This window comes from Flagellimonas aurea (assembly GCF_017313785.1).
Taxonomy (GTDB): Bacteria; Bacteroidota; Bacteroidia; order Flavobacteriales; family Flavobacteriaceae; genus Flagellimonas; species Flagellimonas aurea.
Map to the genome: position 1 here is coordinate 65,841 of NZ_JAFLNL010000011.1, position 15,531 is coordinate 81,371.

Annotated in this window: 9 protein-coding genes; 4 read left to right on the forward strand and 5 right to left on the reverse strand. The window is 42.9% G+C overall.

Annotated elements, in window-relative coordinates:
* Positions 1–51: 51 nt before the first annotated feature.
* Positions 52–2,967, forward strand: coding sequence for an FAD-binding and (Fe-S)-binding domain-containing protein (locus J0656_RS16725; protein WP_207035974.1), 2,916 nt, complete (start codon positions 52–54; stop codon positions 2,965–2,967).
* Here J0656_RS16725 and J0656_RS16730 read toward each other — a convergent pair.
* On the reverse strand, positions 2,938–3,858 hold the full coding sequence (locus J0656_RS16730) for a UDP-2,3-diacylglucosamine diphosphatase (RefSeq protein ID WP_207035976.1): 921 nt from the start codon (positions 3,856–3,858) through the stop codon (positions 2,938–2,940). The two genes, J0656_RS16725 and J0656_RS16730, sit on opposite strands and share 30 nt — an antisense overlap.
* A gap of 194 nt (positions 3,859–4,052) precedes the next feature.
* Between J0656_RS16730 and aroC the strand changes: the two genes are divergently transcribed.
* Positions 4,053–5,117, forward strand: a complete 1,065-nt coding sequence (gene aroC / locus J0656_RS16735) for a chorismate synthase (RefSeq protein WP_207035979.1) — start codon at positions 4,053–4,055, stop codon at positions 5,115–5,117.
* A gap of 59 nt (positions 5,118–5,176) precedes the next feature.
* The gene (locus J0656_RS16740; protein ID WP_207035981.1) at positions 5,177–6,484 is read left to right on the forward strand and encodes a dicarboxylate/amino acid:cation symporter; all 1,308 of its coding nucleotides are present in this window, start codon (positions 5,177–5,179) and stop codon (positions 6,482–6,484) included.
* A gap of 61 nt (positions 6,485–6,545) precedes the next feature.
* Here J0656_RS16740 and J0656_RS16745 read toward each other — a convergent pair whose 3' ends face one another.
* From J0656_RS16745 to J0656_RS16760, 4 genes are all read right to left on the reverse strand, one after another.
* Positions 6,546–8,600, reverse strand: a complete 2,055-nt coding sequence (locus J0656_RS16745) for a DUF4139 domain-containing protein (RefSeq protein ID WP_207035983.1) — start codon at positions 8,598–8,600, stop codon at positions 6,546–6,548.
* Between the two features lie 111 nt (positions 8,601–8,711).
* Entirely contained in the window at positions 8,712–9,116 is a 405-nt protein-coding gene (locus J0656_RS16750) for a thiol-disulfide oxidoreductase DCC family protein (protein WP_207035985.1), read from the reverse strand.
* A 552-nt stretch (positions 9,117–9,668) separates the two neighbouring features.
* Entirely contained in the window at positions 9,669–11,345 is a 1,677-nt protein-coding gene (locus J0656_RS16755) for a hypothetical protein (RefSeq protein ID WP_207035988.1), read from the reverse strand.
* A gap of 113 nt (positions 11,346–11,458) precedes the next feature.
* Positions 11,459–13,360, reverse strand: coding sequence for a tetratricopeptide repeat protein (locus J0656_RS16760; RefSeq protein ID WP_207035990.1), 1,902 nt, complete (start codon positions 13,358–13,360; stop codon positions 11,459–11,461).
* Between the two features lie 312 nt (positions 13,361–13,672).
* On the opposite strand from J0656_RS16760, the gene J0656_RS16765 reads away from it, so the two are divergent.
* Positions 13,673–15,259, forward strand: a complete 1,587-nt coding sequence (locus J0656_RS16765) for a thiol-activated cytolysin family protein (protein WP_207035992.1) — start codon at positions 13,673–13,675, stop codon at positions 15,257–15,259.
* Positions 15,260–15,531: the final 272 nt, after the last annotated feature.

A 15,531-nucleotide genomic window follows, 5' to 3' on the forward strand; every position in this document is an offset into this window, starting at 1 on the left:
TGTTAGATTTACGTTTGAAAAACCGTTTTAGTTCCCAAAAAGTATTCCAAATTGAATAAAAATTTGTTAAAAGACCTTTCTGCACATCTGAAAGGTGAGTTGTTGTTCGACGATTTGAGCAAAGCGATTTATGCCACGGATGCTTCTGTATATCGTAAATTGCCAATAGCAGTTGCATATCCAAAACATACAGAAGACCTTAAGATTTTGTTGGGTTTTGCCGGCAAAAATAAAGTTGGGTTAATACCTCGAACCGCTGGAACTTCTTTGGCAGGACAATGTGTTGGTGAAGGGATTGTGGTGGATGTCAGTCGTTATTTTACCAAAATTGTCAGTTTGGACAAGGATAAAAAGCAGGTTACCGTTCAGCCTGGGGTGGTCCGCGATGAACTCAATCAGTATTTAAAACCATTTGGTCTCTTTTTTGGCCCCAATACCTCCACATCCAACCGTTGTATGATCGGTGGAATGGTAGGAAATAATTCATCCGGGACAACTTCTATTCAATATGGGGTCACTAGGGACAAGATTATCTCCATGCAATGCGTTTTGTCCGATGGCAGTGACGCATTTTTCTCGGATATTTCCAAAGAAGAATTTGAAAAGAAGAAGGAAGGAAGCTCCTTGGAAGCAACAATCTATAGAAAACTTTACGAAGAACTTTCCAATCCAGACATACAGAACAACATTAAAGAGGAGTTCCCAAAACCTAGCATTCACAGAAGAAATACAGGCTACGCAGTAGATGAATTGTTGCATAACAATGTTTTTGGAGAGAATACAGCCGATTTTAATCTGTGCAAGTTGTTGTCCGGAAGCGAAGGAACGTTGGCATTTACTACCGAGATAACTCTGCAACTAGATGATTTGCCGCCCCAGTTTGCGGCAATGGTGGCAACCCATTACATGACCTTAGAAGATTGTTTGACCGATGTGGCCCCTGTAATGCAGCACAATCTGCATTTGTGCGAGATGATGGACAAGGTAATATTGGATTGCACCAAGAACAATAGGGCGCAACTGGCCAACCGTTTTTTTGTGGAAGGTGACCCCGCCGGAATTTTGATGCTGGAGGTTAAAGCGGATACCGAGGAAGACCTTGAAAAACGATTGAGGTCACTGTTAAAAACTATAGAAAAGTCTGGTTTAAGCTACGCCAATCCAATTTTATATGGAGACGACATAAACAAGGCCATAGAACTGCGTAAAGCAGGCCTTGGTCTTTTGGGTAATATGGTCGGAGATAAAAAAGCGGTGGCTTGTATAGAGGATACCGCCGTGGCGCTGGAAGACCTGAAAGATTTTATAGCGGAATTCTCTTTAATTATGAAAGGCTACAACCAAGATGCGGTTTACTATGCCCACGCCGGTGCAGGTGAACTCCATTTAAGGCCTATATTGAATCTTAAGAAATCCGAGGATGTAGTGCTTTTCCGAAGTATTACCACAGATGTGGCCAAATTGACTAAAAAATATAACGGTAGTTTTAGCGGGGAACACGGGGATGGAATTGTTCGTGCAGAATTTATTCCATTAATGATAGGAGAGGCGAATTATGAGCTACTGAAAAGAGTAAAGGCCCTTTTTGACCCTAACTCGATTCTAAATCCTGGGAAAATCGTGGACGCCTATCCTATGGACGAATCACTTCGTTATGAAATCGATAGGAAGGAACCCGAAGTGAAGACCGTAATGGACTTCTCCGATAGTGAAGGAATTTTAAAAGCCGCTGAAAAATGTAATGGTAGTGGTGACTGTAGAAAAAGTCACCATATGAACGGGGGTATGTGCCCAAGTTACCAAGCTACCAAAGATGAGAAAGACACTACTCGGGCCAGGGCCAACGCGTTACGGGAATTTTTAACGAACTCGGACAAAACCAATAGGTTCGACCATGAGGAGCTCAAATCTGCATTCGACCTTTGTTTGAGCTGTAAGGCCTGTGCCAGCGAATGCCCCAGTAACGTGGATGTTTCGGCTTTAAAAGCTGAATTCCTGTACAACTATCAAGAAGCCAACGGATACTCGCTACGTAGTAAATTATTCGCTCACAACACCCAATTAAACGCCTTGGGTAGTAAGGTTTCGGGTATAACCAACTGGATGTACGAGTCCAAAGTTATGGGTGGTATGCTCAAAAAGGCTGTTGGCGTGGCTCCTGAAAGAAATTTGCCCAAAGTAGGTCGTTTCAACTTTGAAGAGCATCTTAAAGCTAACCTTGGCCAGCTAAAGGAAGTTTCCAAACGACCTGTTGTTCTCTATATTGATGAGTTCGTTAAGTATTTGGATATTCAAGTTGGTAAAGATGCCATCGAACTTTTGTGCAAGCTCGGTTACGATGTGGAACTGTTCTATGGAGAAAGTGGCAGGACCTATTTATCCAAAGGATTTTTGAAACAGGCCAAAAAGTTGGTGCAGAAGAATATGGAAAACCTAAAGGATATTTTGGGTGCCGGGACACCCATTGTGGGGCTAGAGCCTTCGGCCATTCTTTCTTTTAGGGACGAATACCAGCGTTTGCACGATGATAAGGGACAATTAAAAAAGTTGTCCTCACAATCATTTTTGATCGAGGAATTTTTGGCTGCTGAGATTGTGGCAGGAGAGATTTCTTCAGATAGCTTTACCGAAGAGGAAAAGACCATCAAAATTCATGGACATTGCCATCAGAAAGCACTGAGCAATCAAAAAGTGACGTTTGATATCCTGAATCTACCGAAAAACTACAAAGTGACCATCATCCCATCAGGCTGCTGTGGTATGGCGGGTTCGTTCGGGTACGAGAAGGAACATTATGAGGTCAGTATGCAGGTTGGCGGGTTAAAACTGTTCCCTGCGGTGAAGAAGAGTTCAGAGGATACGTTGATCGCGGCGAATGGAACCAGTTGTAGGCATCAAATAAAAGATGGGACGAAAAGGGAGGCGCAACACCCCGTTTCAATCTTGAGACAGGCCCTTGTCATCTAAGAAATCAGTCTCTATATTCTCTTCTTTCTTTTCGCTCAGGTGTTCTTCCGTGACATCTTGAATATTCACTTCCTTGTCGGTAATGGAAGCGATAAGGTCGTTCATGTCCATTTCCTTGAGGTCCTCATCCATAAAAAATGGGGAAAGCCTATCATGGTTGTAATGGTAAATCTTCCATCGTTTGAAAGAGTATTCAAGTGCGGTCAAGTTTTCCACCCAATCTCCTGAATTTAGATAGGTGCAACTACCATATTTATTCTCGTACACTTCTTTTTTAGGTTGATGGATATGGCCGCACACCACATAATCATACTCATTTTCTATAGCAAGATCTGCTGCGGTTTTTTCAAAGTTGTTGATGTATTTGACGGCTCCCTTGACGCTATTTTTGATTTTTTTTGACAAGGAATATTTTTCGCGGCCCATTTTTGCCAAGCACCAGTTCAAGAAGCTATTGATCAAAATAAGAAGGTCGTAGCCATAGCCGCCCAACTTGGCCAGCCATTTTGCATTTTGAATAGAAACATCGAATACATCCCCATGGAAAATCCACGCTTTTTTGCCATCTAAATTGAGTACCAACTTATCCATCACCTTAAAATTACCCATTGAAGTGTTACTGAACTTACGGAGCATTTCATCATGATTACCAGTGATATAGTAAACTTCAACACCCTTGGATGCCATTCCTATGATCTTCCTGAGCACCTTAAGGTGGGAAGGAGGGAAATAACGTTTGCTAAACTGCCAAATATCAATGATATCCCCGTTCAAAATCAGCTTCTTCGGCTGTATGCTATTGAGATATGTTATGAGTTCATCGGCATGGCAGCCATAGGTTCCCAGGTGAACATCTGAGATAACCGCCAATTCTATCTTCCTTTTTTTCAATTGTATAGGGTTTAGTACAAAATAAAACGGTAGGAATAAAATAGAAATCAAATCCAAATCATTAATTCATGAGGATATTGTTAAAATAATATCACCTTAAGATGAATTATGTTACAATAACATTAAGTCAAACCCCTGTTTTTGAATTAGCTTTGTAACATCTACCTTTGATGGCGATATAATTTTTATACCGAATGGCAGGAAATTCTTTTGGACAACTTTTTAAGCTCACCACTTTTGGTGAATCTCACGGAAAAGCTTTGGGGGGCATCATTGATGGGTGTCCTGCAGGAATTACATTGGATTTGGATAAGATTCAAGAAGAATTGAACAGAAGAAAACCCGGACAATCTGCTATTGTCACTCAAAGAAAAGAGCCCGATACCGTTGAAATTTACTCTGGAATATTCGAGGGTAAGACCACTGGTACGCCGATAGGTTTTGCCATTCACAACACCAATCAAAAGTCAAAAGATTACTCACATATCAAAGATTCGTATCGTCCATCGCATGCGGATTACGTGTATGATCAAAAATATGGTTTTCGTGACTACCGTGGAGGTGGAAGAAGCTCGGCCCGTGAAACGGCCAGTAGGGTAGTGGCCGGGGCCATAGCCAAACAATTTTTAAGTGAAATCAAGATAAACGCCTTTGTCTCCCAAGTTGGAGAGATGAAATTGGACAAGCCCTACCAAGATTTGGACTTTTCCAAAATTGAATCCAACGCCGTTCGCTGTCCCGATACCGAGATGGCGAAAAAAATGGAGGACTATATCAAATCCATTAAAAAAGAGGGCGATACCATCGGTGGCGTTATCACTTGCGTCATCCAAAATGTACCAATTGGTCTTGGTGAGCCTGTTTTTGACAAGTTGCATGCTCGATTGGGAGAGGCCATGTTATCCATAAACGCTGTAAAAGGTTTTGAGTACGGCAGCGGCTTTGCCGGAGTGGCCATGAAGGGTAGTGAGCACAATGATGCATTCAATACGGACGGTACCACCAAAACCAATAGAAGTGGAGGCATCCAAGGTGGTATCAGCAATGGTATGGATATTTATTTCAGTGTTGCGTTTAAACCAGTGGCTACGGTGTTGCAGTCCTATGAAACCATCAACAAAGAGGGTGAAAAAGTGACCACTCAAGGCAAGGGGAGGCACGATCCATGTGTTGTCCCAAGAGCGGTTCCCATCGTGGAGGCCATGGCTGCATTGGTTTTGGCGGATTACTCGCTTTTGGCCCGTACCAACAAAATCTAGGTAGAGGTTAGGACGTTTCCATTCAATAAAGTATCTTTCCGTCCCTAACTTAACTCTTTATGAAGAAACTGGAATTACACTGGCAGATTCTAATTGGAATGGCCGCAGGTGTTTTGTTCGCGCTATTGATGGTTCAATTTGAATGGGGACCCAAAATTGTCTCCGATTGGATCAAGCCTTTTGGAAACATTTTCATCAACTCCCTAAAATTGATCGCTGTACCCTTGATTTTGGCTTCACTGATCAAAGGCGTTTCAGATTTAAAGGATATATCCAAGCTATCCCAAATGGGGGGTAGGACCATTGGCATTTATATTATCACCACGGTTATTGCGGTTACGATAGGTTTATTGGTAGTAAATACGATTAAACCGGGAAGTTCCATTTCCGAAGATACCCGGAATGAATTGGTCGAAAACTATAAAGGCGATGCCGATAATATAAAGACTGCCGCTGATAAACAGAAGGAAGCGGGGCCTTTGCAGGCGTTGGAAGATTTGGTGCCGAGCAACATTTTTAAGGCCGCGAGCGATAACGGTAACATGCTTCAGGTCATTTTCTTCGCTATTTTCTTTGGAATAGGTTTGATTTTGATTCCCGAAAAAACCGCAAAACCGGTCAAAAAATTCTTTGATGGCTTTAATGAGGTCATTCTCAAATTGATAGATATCATCATGTTGGCCGCTCCATACGGTGTGTTTGCCTTGTTGGCTGCACTTGTAGTGGAATCGCCAAGTTTGGACTTGTTCAAGGCGTTGGCTTGGTATTCCTTCTGTGTGGTGCTTGGTCTGGCCTTAATGTTATGTGTTTACCTCTTGATTGCTTGGGTTTTTACAAAAAGAAGCCCTGCCTTTTTTATGAAAGGAATGTCTCCTGCACAATTATTGGCATTTTCTACGAGTTCCAGTGCGGCGACCTTGCCCGTGACCATGGAAAGGGTAGAAGAACATTTGGGAGTAGAGGAAGAGGTTACCAGTTTTGTACTGCCCATAGGTGCTACCATTAATATGGACGGAACCAGTTTGTACCAAGCTGTTGCCGCTGTTTTTATCGCACAGGCATTTGGAATGGAGCTTAGCCTTTCCGCACAACTTGGAATTATTGTAACGGCTACGCTGGCATCCATTGGTAGTGCTGCGGTTCCCGGTGCGGGAATGGTAATGTTGGTGATCGTATTGGCACAAGCGGGTATTCCAGAAGCTGGACTTGCTTTGATTTTTGCAGTGGACCGTCCATTGGATATGTGCCGAACCGTGGTCAACGTTTCGGGAGATGCGACAGTTTCAATGGTTGTTGCAAAATCAGTAGGTAAATTGGGCGAGCCGAAAGTGAAGAACTGGGACGACAACTATCAAAAGAAACAATAGATAGATTTAAGAATCGTAAATAAAAAGACCTCTTTTTAAAGAGGTCTTTTTTGTTTTTGTTTTAAAGCGAGATATATCTTCCTTTTGGGAATTTCACTTGAAAAGAGAAGTTTTCTTTCTGTACGGATTTGGGCCCGAGTGTCATGTTCCACGTTAACAAGCCTTTGCTTACGTCGTATTCGGCATTGTTGGTACTAAGATCATCAACTTTAATTTCTTTATTTTGGGATTTTGGTATGCGGTCCATCAGCTTCAGATTAATGGGGATGTTTTTATTGTTTTTAACTTCCAAAACATATGTACGATCTACTATTCGGTTGCTGCCAACAAACGGTTTACTTTTAAAATTTCGGTCCTGTTGCCTCGTTACGGAAATATTGTGCTCAATGCCCAAGGATAGAATCATTTCTTTTTTCGTGGTATATGGGTCTATAACCGTTTTACCGGCATAGATTCCCTCAAAGTAGATATTGGCTTCTCCCGGTAAAAGTTGATGTTGTTCCCAATCCTTGAAACTTGCGGTGAGATAAACATTATCATTTAGAACGGGAGCGGCAAAGTATTCATAAGTGGCCGTCATTTTAAATGTATTCACCTCAATGGCGGTTATACCCCCATTTGCCAAAATAGTGTACGGCTCTTTTATGGCGAATTCTGTTTTGGTTGCTCCTTCCTGCATTTGACTTTTCTTGGTGGTTATCACAACAACGCCATTGGCACTCCGGTTTCCATAAATGGAGGAGGCATTAGTGCCTTTTAAGACTTCAATGTCCTGGATTTCGTTCTCGTCCAAATCACCTTCGGTAAAATTATCAATAGGAACTCCATCAATAATGTATAAGGGTTCTGGTGTACTGTCAATGGATGACGCACCTCTGATGGAAACGCCAGCTACACGACCATTTAAGGTTCTTTCAGGGGAAACCGAACCAACTGCTGCCGTGCCGTATCCGGTTACAACCACTTCTTCCAATCTTTGCGCATCTTCTTCCATACGCACGTTCATAATGGAGGAGTAAATGGGCAATTCTTGCATGTGCATCCCAATGTAGGAATAGGTCAATTCTTTCCCGGAAGGTACCTCCAACGTATAATTTCCGTCAAAATCCGAAGAGGTGCCCATAGAGGTTCCTTTGACCACAATATTGACACCGGGTAGGGGAGCACCGGATTCGTCCGTAACAGTTCCTGTGACCTTTTTAACATAAGGATTAAAAGCATAGCCCTTTTTACTTGTAGTTGCAACCTTTCTTTTATCATACGCGCTTACAAAGTTCAAATAATGTGCATCAATAGCGGGTTTGCTAATGTTATACTGGGGATTTCCCGTGGAGAGAGAAATTTTGACGTTCTTCCAATCCTGACCCGTATTTTGATACACATTGCCTTTATATGCCAAGGAAATAGGAGCATTCAAACCAGAGGATTTAATGTCGTAATTGGGTACCCATCCCGCATCTTTTACCAAGTAGGATAGCGTAGCATTCAAAGTTGTGGTAATAGGCGCATCAAAAGTGATGGTGATTTCTCCTTGGGGAGTTTGGCTGCCATTATTGGCTTCGGCCAATTGTTGTCGCAAATCATTGATTTCAAGATTGTATGTGTTAATATTCAGATTGGTCTTGAATATCTCGTTTTTGATTTCCGTGATCCTTTCCCGGTAGTAGGCACCAATTTGTTTCATACGCTCTAAATCCAATACTTGGCTATCACCGTTTACGATTCGATTGGAGGTAATTACCTTTTCTTCCTCTTCCAGACCAGCAATGGTGTTCTTTAACAACGAGATTTCTTCTTCCAATGCTTTAATTTGGTTTTCCCATTCTTTGATTTTTGGATTGCTTTCGGATTTTTCAAGATAATTAATGTTGTAGGCAATGGATAAAATGGAAACGGAACCCAAACCGGAGATTTGAATGCTACTTTCATCAATTTTATGGGACAGTCCAGTAAATATTACTTCGTTTGAACCCTCTTGGAGCAGACAAGAGGCTGTTCGGGTAATCTGTGCCCCATTCTGGTAGACAGTGACCTCCTTGATTTTGGAAGGGGTTTTCGTTGCGTTGGCAATTAAAAACAAGGGAGCCAACAAAAATAGGATGACTGTATTTTTCATAAGGGTTGGATATTTAATTGTTTACCCAAACCTATGATTCACATATTCCAATTAAAACCAACAATGGTGTGAATGGGCCGATTGACTTAGGGAAAGTCGGGTTTAGATGAGTCAGTCCAAAAACTTGGCCTTTAACTCGGGCGTAGGAATCATACAAGCATCCTGCTTTCCGAACCATTTATAGCGGTTTTTGGCCACAAGATTGTAAATGCTGTTTCTTATTGATGTGGGAATCCATGTAAAAACGGCAGTAAGTTTCCATAAGCCTCCTAAATCCTGTGCTATTTCCAAAGCGGCATCCGATTTGGTGTAGTAGGCCACACCTGGCTCAATAAGGATAATGGAATCCACCTTACTGGTATCGATATGGCGTTGGTTCACCAATTCCTGACCGATTTCACTTTGCAATGCGGCATAGCGGAATATATCCTTTTTGTCCCGCTTGATCACAAACTGGACGGAACTGTTGCACAGATTGCAAACACCATCGAACAAGATTATTTTTTTATTTTCCATAATGCAGTCATTCCCTAAGAAGTGGAAAGCCAATTTCTTTTTCACAAAGATACGCAGCTTTGCCATCAAAGGCTAACGGGTCGATACGAATGGTGCGAATTTTAATACCGTCATTTCGAACCGAGCTCTGCGAGTGTGAGAAATCTGGATTTCTCAATCGGAACTTTGTTCCTCATGTCGAAATGACCTTGGGAAGAACAATGCCACAGCACGACTGCATTCCTTTGTTGCTTGTTTTCTTAAAAGTAAGGAATCTAGCTGTGGGTGTGGGTGGAGGTGGAGGAATAGATTATGGTCTAATTTCTCACAATGAATCATTTTATATAGAACATTCCAATATCAAGGACTCGTCAAAGCCTACAGTGGTTTGTTCAAATTCCTTTTTATAAGCTTCGCCTTTTTCTTCAAACGCAACATTTAAAAATTCCAAGTACACATCCGGAATTGTGGGAGTGTATTGAGCGGATTATTGGTGATGGGGGTGATGGGTAAAGGGGTGAAAGGTTAAGGGGGGGCTTTTACGGCCCTCTTTCCTTTTGTTTTATGCTGCGTTTACTCTGTAATTATCTTTAAATGCTCATTGGAGCCCGTCATTTGCCAATGTCCCAACGAGATAGGGATATTGCCAATGCTGTTCAGCGTATCAAAAAAGTCCTTTGGGGTAAAGGGTTCGCCCTCCAGTTCTTGCAGTCGGACATAATCGGCCAAGGCGGCTTCCAACAAATATTTACCGGTAATATAGCTAGATCCATACCCCGGTTGGCGCAAATAGAGGTGTTGCTCAAAAATGAGCAGCTCCTTTTCGGTCTTCATCCAACCCCGCGGGGTGTATTCGCTGTGGATGCCTCCGGCCTCTTCCATGGTCATTTCATTGGCGTGGGCGTACAATGAGCCCAAACCTCTGGCCGCACGCTGCGCGATCATTATGTATACGATTTCCTTGGTCCGTGGACTATCGTTGTACAGACCGGCCTGCATAAACATTTCTTCCACAGCCGTGGCGGTCCCTTCGTTCCGGGAATCCCAAATGTTGTACAATAACGGACCTTTCCGTATTTCACTTTTATGGGGCTCCAAATCCATGCGCGCCAGTTCAAACCAATGGTAAAAATGGGAGTAGAGGGGTCTGGCATCGTAATGCTCCCCGATGGCGAAGAAATTACGTTTTTCCTTGGGGATAAATTCCCCTAAATGCTCCCGTAGGGCAGGGTCAAAATAGGGTTTTACGGTAACAATGTCCTGTTGCTCCAAAAAGTTTATCAAGCTTTTAGCTGATGCATCGGCCATTTTATCATAGGCTTCCGGGGAGTAGGCATCCACCAGTTCCGGCAGGTTCCTGTTATTGTGCTCCACCAATTTTAAGGAGGTCCATGCACGGGCAAGCTCCCGTTTTAGGATTATCACCTCATCTTCCCAAGTCAATGGTACGAGGTGTACATTTTGCATATACCAAGTGTAATTGTCCTTGCCAATGCCCGACGGGCCGGTTTTTGACTCGGATTCGGTCTCCAACCAACTAACAAGGTCGTCGGTGGAGGCAATGGCCTCATCGATAACGGCGACCAATTCGGCATCGTTGGCAACGGCATCGTTTTCTTTTAACTCGGTAAGCACTTCGCTCTGGTTTTTGATGTCACGGATTCCTGTGACCCATAACTCACGAGCGTTCCCTGTCAAGTTTTGCTTGGCTTGCGTGTAGAACGGGGCAATCACTTTTAAATCGGACAGAAGCTTGGAACGTTCCTCTGTGGATAAAGGAAAATTATAGGTCCAGAGTTCCGTAGTCCCATGATTGGTAGGTCCTTCGTGGGCGGGCACATCGCTTTTGGCGGTCCAGACCACTTTGTAATAGGCTGGGTCACGGACCCAAGGCTGTAAAACGCGCTGGTTGAAGTCGTAGCCGTTCATCTCGGCCCACACGATCATCCAATCCACTTGGTTTTCCACCGACCAATTGGTGGTGTCGATAGCTTGTAGTTTTGATTGCAGTTCCTTGAACCTTGGCCAGCGTTTCTCAAAGGTTGCTGCAGTGTAATCGGGAGCTCCATCCAACAGTGGAGGATTTTCGAAGGTTCTCCATTCCTTGAACAAGGCCACTAGGTCTTGATAGTCGTTGGAGGAATAATTTTCGGTTTTGGTCGGGGTTTCTGTGGCGTTCTCTTTCTTTTCTGTCTGACAGCCCATCAAACATATGAAGAGAAAGGGCAGGATAAAGTTGGTTGTTTTCAAGTGGTCTATTTTATAAGCTACCAAGTTCGTGGAAATATCTTTGAAAAACAAAAGTTCAATGCAATGGTTTGCAGGCACTTTTACATAGCAACAACCAGCATAAACCACTGACTTTATAACGTATTTAGGAAAGTGGTCAAATCGGTATCCTTTTCCAATCCCAACTTCTTTTTTAATCTATATTTGGATTTCAAAATGCTATCGGGCAACACATTGAGGGTGGCGGCGATTTCCTTTGTGGTAAGGTTCATACGTAAGAACGCGGCCAAGCGAATTTCCTTTTCTGTGATATCCGGGTAAAATGTCTTGAGTTTTTGGTCAAAGTCGTTATGTACTTCGGCAAAGTAGGTTTTAAACACTTCCCAATCCTTATCGGAGGCATTTTCCTTTTTAAGGAGCATTACGATGCGCCTAAACTCCATTTTAAATTTTTCCGGGGAGTTTTTAATGTTCTCCAAGTTCTCCATCAACTCTTGGATAAAAGTGTTTTTTTGAACCAAGTGTAAGGTTTGGCTGGCGAGTTCCTTCTTTTTATGGGCTATTTCCTGTTTGTAGATTTCCTCTTGCTTTTCGCGCTCCGCTTTGTTTTTCTTCATTTTTTGGCGGTAACCAAACACCAACAGCCCAGAAAGGGCTAGGGCAGAGGCCATGCCCCCAGCGTAAAGGCCTTTCGTAAGCTTGTCAACTTTGGCTTTGGCGTTTAAGGTGTTGATTTCCTCTTCTTGTAGGGCAATTTCAGCTTCTTTTTTCTCTGTTTCGTAGATGGTTTTCAGCTCTTCAATTTGTTGGGACTTTTTACTGTTGAAAATACTATCGTTGATAATTTGGTACGTTTTTAGGTCCGCCATGGCATTGGTGTATTTACCCAAGCTTTCATAAATCTCGCTACGTTCCTTGTAAGACTCCCCTAGGATGGATGTAGCGCCAATGCTTTCGGCCATCTCAATTACGCGGTCCATTTTTTTTAGGGCCTCGGCAAATTCTTTGGATTTGAAATCGACTTGTGCAAGCTCTTTAAGTGCGGAGGCCATGTCCAATTTTATTCCTGTGCTCTCAGCCTCTTGATACGACTCTTGCAGCAATGCCCTCGCATCATTCAACAGCCCTTTTTTAGCATAGATTCTTCCCAAATCCCGCAAAGCGGTGGACAGGGCCGATTTTACCCCCATTTCTCTCGCCAATGCTATGGAAGCTCTTTGATATTCCTCCGCTTTTTGCATATTTCCGAGCGCTTCGGCGGCCAACCCGGAATAGTTCGCTGCATAGGATTGATAAACCTTATCGCCTTCATCCCGATAAATGGTAAAGGCCTCCTCTTCGTAGGTAAGGGATGAGTCAAAATTTCCAAGTTTGTATTCAATCTGTCCTAATTGAAGCAGGGCATCTCCCTTTCGTACCCTGTCATCAACCTCTTCAAAAAAACGTAACGCATTCAAGGTTTCATTTAACGCCAAGGTATAATTGCCTTTGTCCATGTATACGCTTCCCAAAACCTCATATTCTGCTCCAATCAAGTTGAATTCTTTTAAATCCGTAGTATCCCGGTTCTCATCATTATATAGACCAATGTTTCTTTGGGTAATTTCAATGGCCTTATCGTAATTTCCTTTTTCACGTTCAATTCCGGCCAGGGAATGGTTGGCGAAAATTTGCCCTCTGATGGACTCAATTTCCTTGAATTTCTCCAAGGATAGATTGTAGTAATAGGTAGCCGAGTCGTTCTCGGTTCGGTTGGAAAAATAATTCCCGAATTGAAGATACCCGTTGCCAACACCTTTTTTGTAGTCCAGTTTTTTTGAAAGTTGAAACGCCTGCTGGGCATAATTTCTGGCCATATCGGGGTCCGAGAACATCATCCTTTCATGTATTCGGGAAAGTACTTTGGCTTTTTCAATGCTTTCCGGAAGTTGCTCAGCATGATTTATCAAACTATCCAATTCTTTTTCCCGGCCTTGTGCGTTGATGGTTTGCCAAAAACAGTTAAGTAAGCTTAAAATAATGATGAAGTGTTTCACGAGGTTATGCTTTTATACTTTCTAAAGTAGTAAATAATCCAGAGCGCCGTAACCATCCAATACCTGGTCGTAACCCCTCTTGTCCATTCATTGTCCATGGTTTAAGATGGGTTTTATTTTATTGTTAAAAATATAAAATATTGACTATCAAATATATAAATTCATTTTGAACATCTCCTGTACTATCACTGTCCATGCTCTTCAACTCACTTTGTGTCTTTGCGTGTCCATACTTTGTCCATGTCAGTAAATAGGTTGGTGGGGGTTTGAGGTCTAATTTCGACAGTGTTGAACCCATAAAGCCAAATAGTTATGAAATCAATTCTTAAAAAAATCAACTTATGGACCCTATTGATATGGTCCATGACATTATGCCTCGCTGTTTCGTGCAGCAAGGATGAAGGAACGGACCCGCCAATTGATCAGGGTGGCGAAAACGGTGGCGAGAATGGAGGAGGGGAAGATGATGACCTCGAGGCCATAAACGCCTACGTAGAAAAATTGTCTTACAATCCTGATGAACTATTAAATTTACAGTATACCGGAGGAGGCGCCACGGAGCGCACCGTAACCAATGATAATACAACCAATACCGGTCCCACATTGGGAGAGAGTTTTGAGTGTAGGACACAGGATTACAGTTTAGAGTCCAATTTTGATGACGTGGCCATATTGCGTCCGACCAATGGCATCGTATTCCCTGGAGCTTTGGTCGTTGGAAACCAAGGAATGTTGGATGGTGCTCCAGACCCTTTGACATTAGGTCGTGCACCAGTGACTCTAAGACTGGATTTACCGGGAATTGGATCGCAAGGGAATATTGTGGTGGATAATCCCACAAATTCTTCGGTACAGTCAAGTATTGATGATGCTTTGGAGTGGTGGAACGCCAATGCCTACCAAGAGGGTTATGTGAACGCTTCCAATTCTTCTTATCAAGCTTCTACCTCATACTCTTCCAAACAATTTAGTTTGGATGTTGGCCTGAATGTGGAATGGGCCACGGGATCATTGGCCTCCCAATTTGATTATGAAAGCTCAACGGAGAAGCGATACGCCGGGGTAGTGTTTAAACAAGTTTTCTATACCGTAACTATGGACACCCCAAGCTCTCCGGGCAGTGTTTTTGATACCTCGGTTACCCAAGCCGATGTTGCGTCTGCCATCGATTCCGATACGCCGCCAGCCTATGTAAGTTCCGTTTCGTACGGGCGTATAATTATGGTGCGTATGGAAACTACCAATACAAATACGTCGATTGAGTTGGATGCAGTATTGGAATATGCCGGTGGAGTGAGCGGTGTAGGAACGGTAAATTCTGACTACGATGAAATCTTGAAAACGTCCAATATAACGGTCGTTACCATTGGCGGAAATGCGGAAGCAGCCTCCGAAGCCATCAATTTAGCGGATATTGAATCGGGCTATGGTTCCTTGAACAGTGTAATTACAGGAGAGAATGCAGTGTACAGTAGAGAAAATCCAGGAGTGCCCATTGCCTATACTATCCGGTACTTAAAGGACAATACGCTGGCCAAAATGGGGTACACCACAGATTATCGGGTGGAAAGTTGCCAAACATTTAGGTATGACCACGCCAGTGTTGATGTAGACAATAATTCAATTTTCGATGTTCGTTACAGGTTTGTTTATAAGACCGCTGGTACAAACAACACGGTTATTGGCGGCTACCATACGGTAAACAATGGACAACGTTCCGTAAAAAGCCCACCCGACGGAGCGCACGATGTGGAAGTAGAATTCCAGTTTCAGGATGCTTTTGTTTGGAGGGCATTGGGCAGTCCAAGGTCTTACGGATATCTGAGCAGTCAAAAATGTTTTGAAGTGACGAATAATTTTATTCTTCAGATTACACTTTCACCAATTAGTTGTAATTAAATAGTGCTGACAGTCGGCCGCTCAAGTGGGGTTCAACCATTTGATGCCGGCTGTTATTTTATTCCCGCGAATGTGGAAATTCATGGGGTAGGTCATTTTTTGTCATTTCGAACCGACAGGAAGGAGTGTGAGAAATCTAGATTTCTCAATTGTCGCTTTGCTCCTCATGTCAAAATGACCTTTTGCGTGATGAGTCATGTAGAGCGCAGTCGAGACAGTTATTTTTTTGATTTCTCAATCCTCACTTCGTTCCCCTTATCGAAATGATCATG